Annotated in this window: 22 protein-coding genes; all 22 read right to left on the bottom strand. The window is 31.4% G+C overall.

The window, feature by feature from the left end; translation table 11 throughout:
- Window positions 1–75 precede the first annotated feature (75 nt).
- The 22 genes from RVS70_RS05330 to RVS70_RS05435 all read right to left on the bottom strand — a co-directional run bounded on the left by RVS70_RS05330 (window position 76) and on the right by RVS70_RS05435 (window position 13442).
- Window positions 76–606: a dephospho-CoA kinase gene (locus RVS70_RS05330; RefSeq protein ID WP_321132628.1), complete on the bottom strand. Its 531-nt coding sequence runs from the start codon at window positions 604–606 to the stop codon at window positions 76–78.
- A 33-nt stretch (window positions 607–639) separates the two neighbouring features.
- A complete protein-coding gene (locus RVS70_RS05335; RefSeq protein ID WP_321132629.1) occupies window positions 640–1356 on the bottom strand; it encodes a 3D domain-containing protein in 717 nt (238 codons plus the stop codon).
- A gap of 96 nt (window positions 1357–1452) precedes the next feature.
- Window positions 1453–2766, bottom strand: coding sequence for a hypothetical protein (locus tag RVS70_RS05340; protein ID WP_321132630.1), 1314 nt, complete (start codon window positions 2764–2766; stop codon window positions 1453–1455).
- Between the two features lie 15 nt (window positions 2767–2781).
- Window positions 2782–3057: a hypothetical protein gene (locus tag RVS70_RS05345; protein WP_321132631.1), complete on the bottom strand. Its 276-nt coding sequence runs from the start codon at window positions 3055–3057 to the stop codon at window positions 2782–2784.
- The gene (locus RVS70_RS05350; protein ID WP_321132632.1) at window positions 3044–3499 is read right to left on the bottom strand and encodes a hypothetical protein; all 456 of its coding nucleotides are present in this window, start codon (window positions 3497–3499) and stop codon (window positions 3044–3046) included. Before RVS70_RS05350 ends, RVS70_RS05345 begins: the two co-directional genes overlap by 14 nt.
- Window positions 3500–3681: 182 nt before the next feature.
- Window positions 3682–4137 carry a replication protein gene (locus tag RVS70_RS05355; protein WP_321132633.1) on the bottom strand — a complete coding sequence of 152 codons (456 nt, stop codon included), beginning with the start codon at window positions 4135–4137 and terminating at the stop codon, window positions 3682–3684.
- 180 nt (window positions 4138–4317) lie between these two features.
- On the bottom strand, window positions 4318–5505 hold the full coding sequence (locus RVS70_RS05360) for a hypothetical protein (protein WP_321132634.1): 1188 nt from the start codon (window positions 5503–5505) through the stop codon (window positions 4318–4320).
- 211 nt (window positions 5506–5716) lie between these two features.
- The gene (locus RVS70_RS05365) at window positions 5717–6139 is read right to left on the bottom strand and encodes a hypothetical protein (RefSeq protein ID WP_321132635.1); all 423 of its coding nucleotides are present in this window, start codon (window positions 6137–6139) and stop codon (window positions 5717–5719) included.
- Between the two features lie 110 nt (window positions 6140–6249).
- Entirely contained in the window at window positions 6250–7260 is a 1011-nt protein-coding gene (locus RVS70_RS05370) for a site-specific integrase (RefSeq protein ID WP_321132636.1), read from the bottom strand.
- A 379-nt stretch (window positions 7261–7639) separates the two neighbouring features.
- Window positions 7640–7972 carry a helix-turn-helix transcriptional regulator gene (locus RVS70_RS05375; protein ID WP_321132637.1) on the bottom strand — a complete coding sequence of 111 codons (333 nt, stop codon included), beginning with the start codon at window positions 7970–7972 and terminating at the stop codon, window positions 7640–7642.
- A 38-nt stretch (window positions 7973–8010) separates the two neighbouring features.
- Window positions 8011–8514, bottom strand: a complete 504-nt coding sequence (locus RVS70_RS05380; RefSeq protein WP_321132638.1) for a hypothetical protein — start codon at window positions 8512–8514, stop codon at window positions 8011–8013.
- Between the two features lie 138 nt (window positions 8515–8652).
- A complete protein-coding gene (locus tag RVS70_RS05385) occupies window positions 8653–8856 on the bottom strand; it encodes a hypothetical protein (RefSeq protein ID WP_321132639.1) in 204 nt (67 codons plus the stop codon).
- Window positions 8857–8897: 41 nt separating this feature from the next.
- Entirely contained in the window at window positions 8898–9113 is a 216-nt protein-coding gene (locus RVS70_RS05390) for a hypothetical protein (protein WP_321132640.1), read from the bottom strand.
- 498 nt (window positions 9114–9611) lie between these two features.
- On the bottom strand, window positions 9612–9776 hold the full coding sequence (locus RVS70_RS05395) for a hypothetical protein (RefSeq protein WP_321132641.1): 165 nt from the start codon (window positions 9774–9776) through the stop codon (window positions 9612–9614).
- A gap of 284 nt (window positions 9777–10060) precedes the next feature.
- Window positions 10061–10480, bottom strand: a complete 420-nt coding sequence (locus RVS70_RS05400; RefSeq protein WP_321132642.1) for a hypothetical protein — start codon at window positions 10478–10480, stop codon at window positions 10061–10063.
- 91 nt (window positions 10481–10571) lie between these two features.
- Window positions 10572–11210: a hypothetical protein gene (locus RVS70_RS05405; protein ID WP_321132643.1), complete on the bottom strand. Its 639-nt coding sequence runs from the start codon at window positions 11208–11210 to the stop codon at window positions 10572–10574.
- Window positions 11211–11316: 106 nt separating this feature from the next.
- Window positions 11317–11529, bottom strand: a complete 213-nt coding sequence (locus tag RVS70_RS05410; RefSeq protein WP_321132644.1) for a hypothetical protein — start codon at window positions 11527–11529, stop codon at window positions 11317–11319.
- A 51-nt stretch (window positions 11530–11580) separates the two neighbouring features.
- Entirely contained in the window at window positions 11581–11916 is a 336-nt protein-coding gene (locus RVS70_RS05415) for a hypothetical protein (protein WP_321132645.1), read from the bottom strand.
- Window positions 11917–12199: 283 nt separating this feature from the next.
- A complete protein-coding gene (locus tag RVS70_RS05420; protein ID WP_321132646.1) occupies window positions 12200–12451 on the bottom strand; it encodes a hypothetical protein in 252 nt (83 codons plus the stop codon).
- A gap of 26 nt (window positions 12452–12477) precedes the next feature.
- Window positions 12478–12744 (bottom strand): hypothetical protein, encoded by a 267-nt coding sequence (locus tag RVS70_RS05425; RefSeq protein ID WP_321132647.1) that lies wholly within the window; start codon window positions 12742–12744, stop codon window positions 12478–12480.
- 75 nt (window positions 12745–12819) lie between these two features.
- Complete coding sequence (locus tag RVS70_RS05430) at window positions 12820–13119, bottom strand: hypothetical protein (protein WP_321132648.1); 300 nt, start codon at window positions 13117–13119, stop codon at window positions 12820–12822.
- 47 nt (window positions 13120–13166) lie between these two features.
- Entirely contained in the window at window positions 13167–13442 is a 276-nt protein-coding gene (locus tag RVS70_RS05435) for a hypothetical protein (protein ID WP_321132649.1), read from the bottom strand.
- Between the last annotated feature and the right edge of the window lie 62 nt (window positions 13443–13504).

Consider the following 13504-nt stretch of genomic DNA (forward strand, 5'->3'; position numbering starts at 1 on the left):
TAGAACTAATGTTCTCATCTGAATCGATTATAACAGAACACTTGTTCTTAATCAATATCTAGTACTATAGAATTATTAATTTCTATTCTCTTCTAGATATTTTATATATGCATCAATTTCCTTTGCTACTTCCTTAAACTCAATGTCATTATCGATTACTTTCATATGCTCTTTTAAAGGTCTTAGTTGATTTTCTAATGAATTATTGAGTACCAGCTCTTTATCAACAGAGCCATCTCTTTTTTCAAGTCTTTCAAGGGCAACTTCTTGGTCGCAATAAACCATGAGATTGTTCCAGCCCATCTCTTGCAGGTAAGAGTATTCAAGTAATTTTCTAGTGTCTGTTATGACTACTCTGTTATGACCATCTTCCTCAATTCTATTAAGGGTGTAGTTTACCCACAGCAAAGGGTAATCTTCTCTTAGCTTCTCCCCGACATAATGGAGTAGCTTTCTGTTTTTATCTTTCATTCCGAAATATTTGTTTGCAATTTCATAAATGCCATCTGCCAGAGCATATTCTTTAAATCCGTGTTGAGATACCAGATAATTTGCTATAGTCGATTTTCCTGCGCCTGCTATATAATTACATAAGCTTACCTTCAACAATTTTATCCTTCTTTCTTGCAATACTTTTGTTTAATCAAATTTTACATAAACTTCTATTTGTTGTCTACCCCATTTTCGTGCCACATCACCATGGCTCATATAAATATCTATTTTGTTACCGTTAATGGCTCCGCCTGTATCTTCGGCAATAAAAACGTCATTAAATTCTGGGATATATACCTTGGTTCCATATGGAATCACGTTAGGGTCTACTGCTATAGTTCTTCCAACCTTTGGATATGTCCCTGTAGCAGTTTGTGGCGTGCCGTCACTTCCAGTAGGGTCTCCATATAGAGAATAACCAGTTGCCTCAACATTCATCTTTTTCCAGTTTTTATAGCCTGAGCTCTTTATCTCTGTCTTACCTAACTGCTCTAATTCCCCGTCTGAGGCTATATTTTTAGTTTTTTTTTCTGCCTTTCTCTTATAGCCCTTTAACTCTTTAATATTATTCTTTAGTGCATCGTTTATTTTATTTATTTGATTAATCTCCTTGCTTAACTTATCTTTTTCCTTGGCAAGTTCGTCAACGCTGTTCATTGCATCCTCATATTTGACCTCTAAACTTGAGTATTGTTCACTTAACTCATCAAAGACCACTTTTGAGTCATCCAACTTCTTGTTGCTTTCTTTCAACTTTTCACTTTCAACATGATATATTGCTCCGAATTGTACAGTTAAAGAAACACTGACAGCTAGAACCGCTCTCCCTACAACACTCTCCTTTAAGTTTAAATTTCTATTCATAATACCAATTCCCTTCTTTTTGAATGCAGTTTAATTGTAACATACCTTGCAATACTTTTGTTTTACAAAAATGTTACAATTAAACTTTCTTTAAAATTAGTAGTAACTTGGCTCTGTTTTATCATGTCGTATTGTTTTAAACTGTGCAAACCTTAAGTCTAATACTCCCTCATCATTCTCAAACTCTTCGAAATAAGTTATTTCAATAATTTTATTTAACACCAGATTTTTGTTGTCCCAATATGCTATTCGCTCTTCATCTGAAAATCCACCACCTACATTAACTGGATAACCTTTATAATCTAAAACAAGACCGCCTAGTCTTCCAAGGTTCTTTCCACTTTTACCCTCATACACATCTATACATTTTATATCTGCTGATTCAAAAGCCTTTACTTTTAAAATATCTTTAGTTCTCTTGCATTGGTATGGAGCAAGTGCCAGTTGAACCATAATTCCTTCTTCTTCATTACTCTTGGCTTGTCTGGCAAGTTTATCAATCTCTTCTTTATCAAACTGCCCTACATAAAGGGGTTCTACATAATGTACCAATGGTGAGTTTGCTTTTGCCACTACCAGCGACAGCATTTCTTTTCTACGCTCACAGTGAATTTCGAATCCACCTTTTTTAAATTCTTTAATTGGAAGTATATCAAATGCCCAAAATTCTACACCTGTTTTTAAACCTTTCTTCTTAACAATTCTGGATGTCTTAGTGAATAAATCCCTCGAATTTAACCCTTCATCGTTTATAGCAAGTAGCTCACCATCGTAAGCCTGACCTTTTGGAAATACTGTGAATGCTTCCTCAATTTCCACATATCCTTCTAGTTTATGACCTTCTCTAGAATAGAGCTCTACTTTCCCATTATCTTTTACAAAAACTACGACTCGATTTCCATCCAACTTCTTTGTGGCAATGACTCTCTTTTCTTTGTATTTTTCCCAATTATTTACTACCTTTCCATTACGTTTAATGTCAACATATTTGTCTGCAAGCATTAAATCAAATGTTGGTATAAAGTTCTTACCAAAAGCTTTGTTTATAGTAGTAGAAGTTGCTCCAATCTTCAAATCTTTTGTAGCCATTCCCTCAAGTAAATGTCTTAATTCCTCTGGTTGAGAATTAATATAATTTTGTACTACAGCTATATGTTCGTCTTTTCCTGTAGAGGACTTTAGAAATTTCATATATTCTTGGACACTATTTAACTTCGCAAATCTAGAGTCTAAAGTCACATCTTTTCTTAACTTTTTCTTTGCAATATTGGTCTTAATATACGGGTTATAAATGAAGTACAAGATTTCTTTTAATAACTCATTATTGATATTCTTCTTAAGTATTTCCTCCTTTTCTTTCTTCTTAGTCGTATTCATAATGTCGTTAATTACCCTGTTAACTCCTAGCATATACACATTCTCCCTTTATAAAATAGATATTTGGTCTAAGGCTCTATCAATTTCATCAGATGCTATAGCTAATTTATTTAAAGCTATATGTCTCAAAGTTTTATCTCCTACTGATATAGACAATTTTTCAATAGCGTTTCTCGTTTCTAACACTTCTTTAAAAGCGATATCTCTATTCACATTTAAGTTAGCTAATGAAATCGCCTTTTGAATTTGGTTATAAAGAACATCACTAAGTAGGTCTTCAATTTTTTCAAGGCTATTGATGTCTTCTGAATTAAATTGTGTCAAAATCATTCTCCTCCTCAGATAAAATACACATATTATTATAAATATTAGCTATCTTGTTAGTTGCATTGGATTGCAAATATTCAATTGCTTTATCAATACTTTGACTCTTATCAACAATAATATAAATTCCTTTTACGAAAGCTTCTACCATATTTCTTGCAACATGGTCTCTATACACTCTCTCAAGTAGATATTTGAAAACATGTTTGTCGCTTTCGCTTAATGAGCCATTTCTTTTTGAAACTGCTAGGTCTATTATTGACTTTAATGACTGATAGTCAAATTCTCTTTCCAGAATCTCACTTCTTGTCTTAATTAGTCCTTTTATCTTGCTGTTTAATTCGTTGCAATTTGCTAGTAGCCAATTTTCAATTCTTTCTTCACCTTGAGTTAATGCCTCGAATCCTCTCATAGCAGATACGGACTTAATATTGTACTTCATTCTCGTATTTCCCCTCTCATTATGCTTTTTTTTATTTCTTTAATATTACAGGAATGTTACAGCATTTTTCATAGTGCAATAATTTTTTTTAATGGAATGGTGAAAACTCAAAGTTAAACATATGTTTACTTTTTGGTTTCCCATTTTGGTAATTCAGATGAAAAAAATACTCCTCCTGACAGCTATAACCTGTTGTTAATATCGTTTACATCGATACCTGCATCATCTAGATTTAGGAGGAATAGAGCTTGAGACCTTGCATCGTTATATCCTTGATGATAAGGCGCTTTCCACTCTCTCGGATTAATAATTTGAAAATAGTTACTGTCCTTATCCCAACTAATAACATTGAGTTCAATTAATTTATCAAGTTCGTCTTTAATCTTTGTCTTGGAAATTCCACAAAGCTCAAAGTCTTGAAGCTTTGGTATTATTGCTCTTTCCTTGCCTATTGACAAAGATAAATTATAAATAAATACTAGGATTGAGCGCTGTCGCTTAGTAAAATCCCTTTTTAGCAATTCTGTGTTTATCATTACACTGTTAAAGACCAAACTTTTATCTAATTTTCTTTGATGACTAGTTAAGTAATCTATGTATTTCTCAATAGTTTGCTCATAAAGTTGGTCAAACCTCACAGTCTCAACTCCTAGTCTAAATTACCTATGACTTCATCGACTTCTCAATCATACATTATAAAATTCTACTTTGCAATACTCTTATTATCCAATTTATAAATATTTTTCCAAGTCTTAATAGCAATGTGAACAAGACTGCACTAAGTAGTAAGTTTATCTTTTGCTGTGCAGTCTTGTTCATTATGAAGCTTTTTCAAGGTATTTTTCAATCCTTTTTCTTAGGTAAAATCGAGAAGAACTATTGATAGTTACTCCGAACCTAGTTAATACCTTGTCAATAACTTGCTCCATATCCATACCTTTGTCCAGTAATTGCTTAGCAAGATGTATCTGACCACTATATGCGATGTTAGTAGCGTTTAAATACTTTTCATCAAATATATTAGCAATCCTTAAAATTCGTTGGTTAACATTTCTCCATTTAATCTTGCTGTTACCTCTAAGTCCTCTTAAAATATGCTTACTGTCAGCAATTTTATATCTTCTCACATTTTCTCCTGTGATGCTAATATAAGTCTCTTGTTCATAAGCGTCTTTAATGAGGGTTTTAGTCTCCGTACTGATAGGAATGGGTTCTTCTCTAGTTTCTATATTTATCTCTTGCTCTTCTAAATTACAATCATCAATTGTTAATTCAACTAATTCTTCAAATTCATTTTTATGTGATATACCATCGAAGATTAGTCCTAGAATCGCCCCGTCTTGAGCGTTATCCGCATACATAGCCATTTCGAATAGCTCTGCTTTATCAAAGATCATATTTTCTTCGGCATCTTTATCTAAAAACTTATCAATTCTTGTTCTTTTATCAAAAGCTGTTGCGTAGTTTATTTTGTTTCTTGTTTTCTTTTGTCTCATTGCATAACTTATATATTGTTCAATCGTGGATATAGAGTTTTGTAAACTTCTATGCGTAGTAGCTCTTAGAGCATATAATACTTCTTCAATGTCTTCATATTCAAAATCGTATAAGTCTTTTCCTAATTCTTGTTCTAATTTTGCAATTCTTCCGAATAGCACTCTATTGACTCTCTGTGTATTCTCAGAGTATTTCGAGAGGAACTTCTCTTTAAACCTCTGATTATACAATTCGACTTGTGTATAGTTGTCCTTTTCTTGCTCAATCACTATTGCTGGGTTAAAGTTCTCATCTCTTGTAAAATTAAATATCTTCTTCAAGAAAACCCTAAGTTCTTTCTCATCTAAAATGTCAATATTGGCTTCCTTATTTAAGATTTGTTCTACTTTGTCTGACTGGATGTATTTAGATAAATCAGATCGCATTGTACTTTTGATTGAGTCAATCAAATTTATCCCATCTAATACTTTGTCTAATTCTTCATTTAAATCTTTCTTAAGTTTAACCATGCCATATTCTCTCCTTCTAACTAACCATCATTAATTTTAAAATAATATACTTTTTATCCCCTTATCCCCTCACGGTTGTAAGCTTATTGTAATACATTCACTTTAGTAAATCAAGATGTTTTTAATAATTTCATTTAGTATACAAACCCTACATAAAAGGTTTAATCATCATACACAAGGTATAAATCACCTTTATTTCAATAATTAATTTTTATATGTTCTCAACCATTTTCCCCATTTTATATGGATTCCAACCTTTCAATCCTAATTTATGCTTATCATGACTTACTATGCTTAGAAACGTGTATTTTAAGTCATAAAATACGTCTTGTATATGATAGTGTTCTCTTACCTTCCCATTTTTAAAAGAAGTTCCTCTATGATATAGTGCATAATAAGAGCCCTCATTCATAATCAGCCATGAATCATTTTTGCTTTTAACACTAATACTTCCTCCCATTATAACAGCTACGTCCAATGTTGGATAATTAGATGATATGCTAATTATTTCCTTTTCAGAGAGTTCTGGTGTCTCTTTCTTCATTCTTATTATTCGATGAACTTTATCGTAAATTTTTCTATGCTTTCTTTTTTTACTGTGCTTCAATGCTCTTAAGTTTAATTCATCTCTCATTTAGTTTTCACCTCCATTTTTTTACAATTAATTCTTGTTGTTACCTTAATATTAATTTAAATTACATATAATGTCAATACTTTTGTTTAACGTTTATTTATAAATAACCTTTATATACTCATTCTATTTACAATTATCGTTTTTATATCTTCATTATTTCTAATAAATTGTAATAATTCATCTTTAGTTAATTTATCCAGAATTGAGTCGTCTAATTGTTTACTCATATTATAGCTTAATTGGCTTACATAAGACTTTTCTTCATCAAGATATATCTCAGTGGTAGCTGTAGAGCTATGAGAGCCTAGCTGTCTGCAAAGATTTAGATCTCTTGTCATTCTATATCCTAAAGTTATTGCAGTTGCTTTCAAGCTATGGGGTTTTACTTCTTTACCCAATTCTTTAGAAAACCTCTTAAGCGAGCGCTCTAATGTCTTAGCGCTTATATCGAATACTTTCTCCTGTCCTTTATTTAGTTGACTTAATTCTTCATAAAACTCATCTGATATTGGCTTTTCTATCCACTTATTACCCTTATCTTTAACTCTAATTATCCATACTTTTAATCCAGTAGCATAATCTTCCTTCTGAATAAGGTTGTCTTTCCACGTCATATTTATGGTCGCAGTTTTGCGATTAGCGGTATGAAACAAGGTTTTGGCAAGTAAATATTTTTCTAATCCTAGATGTTTTTCATTTTTTAGGAAATCAAACAACAAAAACAAATCGGATTCTGACAACGCCTCATGATGATTAGTCTCACAATTTAATTTAACTTTAAGAACCATAGGGTTAACTTGTATATCGTTAATTAATAATTCATTATAAAAACTTCTCACACTTCTAAGTTTCGTCAGAACAGTGCTCTCTGAGTTGCCTTTAACATCTATAAGATGTTTAATGTATCTATCTTTTACATCCTTGTTCTTTATAGACAACACATCTTCTTTAGTTACAAAATTAACAGACTTATCTACTGTCAGAAGAAAAAATTCATCGATACGATTAGCGTATTCTAGGGCAGTCCTATTTGAATTTCTATTATGCATTCTCAAGAATGCTTCGTACACCTCTTGAACATCTGTTCTGTGAATTTCTATCACATTGGCTATGTCCATCATTTAACTAACCTCCTAATCTCTCATTGTTAATCTACAAAAAACATCTATTGACACAAATGCGATAAATACGAATATCACCCCTACTATTGACTCATCAAAGTCGATAAACAAAAATATCAATCCAATTGATAGAGCAAACATGAGGCACAATCTAGCCAGTATTAAGATACCTTGCAATGGTGAGTCTCCATAATATCGATTGGGCAACCAGACTATTGTATTCCATAAAAATTTAAGACATAATTTCGGTACTCTCAGCAACTTATTTAATTTATCCATAAGCAATATTTCCCTTCCACATTGATTAAATCTTTTAATGTGATACTGTGTTACAATTACAGTATAAAGCAAAATTATTACCATGTCAAATAGCTATCGACTACCCCATTTCCCTATATGTTCTTAAGAATGCGATTAACGCCTTTCTTTCTCTTGTATTAACTGTCTCTCCATCAAGGGTCATACTTGTTTTATCGTTTAAAAAATCAAATCTATTATTGTTCTCTGATTTGCAAGCATCATTATCTACTTCAATTAGATTGTTGACATCCTCTTCCAAAATGGAAGCTATATTCAAAGCCATTTCAAACGAAAGAGACCTGTCTCCCTTCTCTAAATCGTAGTAATATTGAGAAGAGATATGAAGTAAATTAGCTATCTTCGTTCCACTTAACCCCTTATTCTTTCTTATCTCTCTGATTTTAATTTCCATTTCACTCATCCAGTCGTTAAAAAATTTATAGCACATTCCTACTTTAGATGTTTCCAAGACCTTCTTAATACAATATCAGATATTGTTGGTCTTTTAACCCCAAATTTTTGCGCCAATACTATTTGTGACTGAGTTTTCATGTAGCCTTGTTCTAACATGTCTTGATAAATCCTTCTTATAAGGATTACCTTTTCTTCATTAAGTTTTGATTGTGGATTTTTAATTCCTAATTTAGTCAACGATAATTTTTTAATATAATCTTCGCTAGACAACCGTTTTTTAGTCGCTTGCTCAACCATATTGCTCTTTTGAACTTCTGAAAGGTTATTAAATACATATTTAGCGACATCTGACCTTTCCCTTTTCCCGTGGAGCAAATAAACAATAACCTTTTCCACAGTCTCATAACTCAAATTTAAAGCATTAGCAATTCTTGTCATTGATAATTTTTCATTGTAGTACATTCGCTCTATATCAGGTATAAGTAGTCTCGTTTTCTTTCTTGGGAAATATTTCATTTTATCTTTGTTTGATGACTTCACAATACATCACTCTTTTTCATTTACTGAAAATTATATAATTAATTGATTTAGATAAAAGTTATATGTCTATATGTCCAATAAAATGTTTAAATTACCCTAATAAGCCCTTCTCTAGTGCTTTAATTTTTGTCTTTCATTTTAATGTCTTCTTTCTGGACAAATACTCTGCCAATCCATTTCGATATTGTTTCCTAAATTATCCGTTACCCATTCATTTGTGTAAAAACATCCACTCATTACCTTTTTGATGTCCTCCAATGTATCAAACTTAACAGAATGGGGGACTCCTTTATTTTGTGACCATCCTGTAGGTATCCAATGCAAATTATAATGTTTATTCATTCAAGTTACTCCTTTTTTTTAATAAAATATTTCTTTTATTATTATATCTGTAAACCATGCATTTCACGTTCTTTTTCTCGCATCATTTCTTGAAACTCGTAAGGAAATTCATCTGCAAAATTAGTAATAATTGTGATATCATCCTTTGACAACTCTTTATCTATTCTCCTTACAACTTCATATGCTTCATTGATAATCTTTACACCTTCTTTAGTGTAGATGTTCATTTCTTTTACTACTTGATATAAGTCCCTCATTTTCCTTTCCTCCTAACTTAATAAAATGATTATTTTATTAATATATTTTTACACAAATGCCTTTAGATACAAAGTTCTCATCGCTCTCTTTATATGAGTTCTCCAACCATATTTCATTCAAATCCTCAGTATGGGTATTGATAATATCATTATAATCATTGGTTGTTTTTATAAATTTCTGAGGCTCTATAAAATCTATATCATAACTATCAGCACCAATTAAATCTACATCGCCATGCAAGTCTTTTAATAGTGATAATTTTTCAATTGCTTCACTTATTTTAATAACTTCCTCACTCCTTCTCCCACTTTTGTATACGGTTGTGGTAGTCTTTTAAAGCTTTTTGTCTGTTGGTGTGGGGAATAACTATAAAATCAGCATTGTAGGCAATATCTATCCTAATTACATATATCCTTGATTTCATATTATAGTTCACCTTTTCTGATTCGCATTTTATACGCAATTCTTAATCGTATCCATCAGAATGAAAAGCCTAGTCATTCTTGATTGTACCATTCAAAACCTTTTTCTTCTGCTTCATCTGGTGTCTTCATATCAAATTGATGGTACATTTCACCAAACAATTTTTTAGTATCTTCTTTTGATAGCCCTGATTTTCTACATGCCAGCAACATGTAGCCTATCGCTTGCCTGTTATCCATTAGAAACACTCCTTCGCTTCTTTAATATGTATTAACGAATGGTCTATACTCAAACTCTATCATAAATTTTTGATTACATTTCTCGCAAACATGGAGGAATGAACCTTCCATGTCTCCATCTCCTGTTAAATCATAAATGTCTTCGCTTTGAATGCTATCACATTCAGGACATTTCACCTGTGATGTATCTTCCATTTAAGGTAAACAACTCCTCTCTTTCTCTTTTATCCAAAGCCACTGATTTTCAGAGGCTACATTGACACTTATTATTTTCAATCCCTTTTTTAATTTACATAATCCTTCCAGTAAAAATTTCTATATGGAAAATTTATCCCAGCATCTTGAAAACCTTTCACCCCAGCTTTTCTTAGTTTACCACTAGTCCAAACTGGATAGTTCTTTAAAAAATTCAAAGATTTAAAACCATCATTTTCGAGATAATAGATAATATTTTCTTTTTTTACTAATAGCGCGGTTTCAACTTGAAACACTCTGCCACATCCAGAATCTATATCTTCTTGTAAGAGCTCGTATCCAGCTACATTAGCAAAAACAACAAAATCATCTTCCTCATGTACTTCAAAATAGTAATCAAATCCGTCATCGTTAAATCTATTTTCTTCTATCAGTTTGTCTATGTCTTCTATTCTATCATCACTTTTATGTTCCTTATAATTGACAATTACATTATCTATTAGCTTCAAGATTTTTCCCACCTTTAAAGTGTATTAGTGTTATACAATTACAGTATATATTTAAAACACTAGGCTGTCAACTACGACAACCCAATTTAGTTTATTCGACAGGTATTAATTTTACCTTTGCCTCTGTTTGAATTACATTACTCATCTCTGTAAAGAAAATGTACTCATTTTCATCATATTTGTCACTGCCTAGCACTGTATTTACGATAGCAGAGCCATTTACATCATATACTACAAAATTACTCCCTGCCCCAATTGGCACTGCTTTATACCTTCCAGCGTCGATATCACTTCCTACTATGTATTGACCTGCGCTAAGCACTATTGGTTCTTCATCTTTTTCTGCTATGCCAGCATTTAATTTAGATAACTCTTTTTCCTTCTCAGATATACTGTCATCTAACTTGCCAATTTCACCTTTTTTGGCATCGAGTTCATCTGTAAGTTCATCAATCTTGGATTTTATCTTATCTTTCTCTTCTATGGCACTTAACGCTTTTTCGACCTCAGTTTTTTTATCTTCTAATTTCTCTTGTTCACCTTTAATGTCTGTTTGAATATCCTTAAGTTCTTTTTCCGCCGACTCTATTTTCTTAATAATCTTGTCGTAGTTTACTTTCTCTCCATCAACTTGAGCCTTTGCACTATTTGAACCTACAAAATATACAATGATAATTAATAATAAGACCCCGAATATAGACCATATTTTTTTTGATTTTACAAAACTCAATTGAACTCCCCCAATATCTATTGTTAAATAGTACCATTAGTGTAGTTCTATAGTTACAATATGTCAAGCAAAATTATTAAAATATTTCATTTCTAATGCAGTTGGCTTATGTGACAAACACGCCCGAAAAATCAAGACCAGTTTTAGAACTCAAGGACTCCTCAATCTCCCTTTGGTACAGGATTAATGCAGAAGTACCATGCTTAAAACCAGTACCGTCACAGCTTTCACATTCAACCAAGTGTGGCAACTGAGTCTTATTAACTCCATCACCATTACATTTTACACAGCTTTCAAATTTATTTTTACAATCATTCATTTCTTACCACCTTAATTTATTATTTTTTGCAATACATTTGCCTTAATGAACTTAATCAATTCTCCAGTTAACATCATCGCTTGTTTGCCAAGAGTACCAACCAATCTTTTCTTTTGCCTCAATAGGGTTTTCGTATAATCCTTTAATCGCCAGCCAGTTACCAGAACAAAAATATGATTTCTCTTTATTCATCCAAACTCCTTCTTTAAAGAAATCCAGCCCCTCACAGTCTACCAAATATTTTTTAACTGCAATAGAAATTTCACTGGTATAGGACTCTCCTAAAATATTTTTTAGTATGCTAGAAATATTCTCTATGTTAACGAATTTTCCTTTTACATTATTTATTTTACAAATAATCTTTTCTGTTAATTTTTCTATATCCATATTACCCCACCTATTATTTTCAAATATTAATAATTTTGTTTAACTAAATAAATTTTAAAAGTTAATAATATTCATCTTTTATTAATTACTATTTTTATGAATCAGATAAATCATAATCCCCACAGTCACACATCTCACTTGGTCTACCACAATTACACGAATATTCATCCGTATCAACAATTGGAAATAAAAGATTAATCAATTCTTCTACCACAATTATTATCCCCTTTCTATATAAAATCTTATCAATCATTATAGCAATCGAACAAAGGATATTGAGACTCTACTCATTTTCCTTAGTTAGTGTTTCGGCAATTTTTAAAGCTACTTTAATTTTTGCACCTTCATGAAACTCACATTCTTTTTCTAATAGGCTCTCTTCGTCCTTTGTCATATTAGACTTATTATTGTAATAAACCAGACACTTGTCTATTCTCTTTTTCTTTTCACGCTTGTATAATTCTAACAATTCAAAAGTTGTTGCCCTTGAAATTTCTTTTTCTAGTTCATAGTAATCCCACCCATATATATCCATATCCTATCCTCCCATTTTTATATAAACTAAATCTTATCGTCTAAATCATAACCATATTTGTCCAATAACCCTTCAAGATGCTTAATTGCCGTTCCTTTCATACGTTTAATTTGTCCCTCTGTATACCCTTCATCTTCTAATTGTTCATCAGTGCTTGAACCATACTTCAAAGTATCTAACTCAAAACGGATTTGAAAAACTACATCATCTTCGTTGAGTTGCTCGCGATCTAAATCTAGCATCACAGCTTTATATTTATCATTTAACCTTATAGCGTCTTTTAAAATTTTCAACAATAACATACCCTTCTATAAGCAATTTTTATTTTTCTATTCTAATATCTTCTGGTTTCTTTAAGTAATTCAAACCTATCGGATAATTTTTTCATTTCTCCAATTCATAACATCTTTTAACTTTTCACGATTCTCAATAATATAATCGATTGTCCTAGCAATTTTAATTAATTCTTTATACTTTATCTTTAATTCATGTTTAAGCATTGAAAACTTCATTTCAGAGGATATAGACATAAAATTTTCTAAGTGACGTTTGATTTGCTCACCCAAGTCTTCATCGTTAAGGATATCACTATTTTCTATCTTTTTCTCCATTACACGCAATCCACTGACCCTATATTCCATCATATCCTTTTTAATTAATCCTTTCACTTCTATCACCTCTTTCATAAAATACATATTTTATTTAATTGTTTTGATTATTTTTCTATTTCGAAAACTACAGATAATCCATCTACGTTATTTCCTGTACGAATTTCACCCATTGTACCTTCTTCATTACTTTCCCAGTCCCAATCTTCATTGGAAAATATTTTACACCTTTCTTTAAATTCTTCAATTGCTTCTTCAATACTTTTCACATTCCTAATTACAACTTCATTGAAAGGCATTTCAAAGTTCTCTGTATTTATTTCCTCATACATATCCTTGCTTTCGTTTTCTATTAATGTAAATCTAAATTCTTTATTCCACATATCTTTCATCTCCCATCACTTTATTCTACATCTTGTTAATAGAGTTTGTTTTTCATCGTTGT

The sequence above is a fragment of the Virgibacillus sp. M23 genome, from assembly GCF_034190895.1.
Lineage (GTDB): Bacteria > Bacillota > Bacilli > Bacillales > Amphibacillaceae > Virgibacillus > Virgibacillus salarius.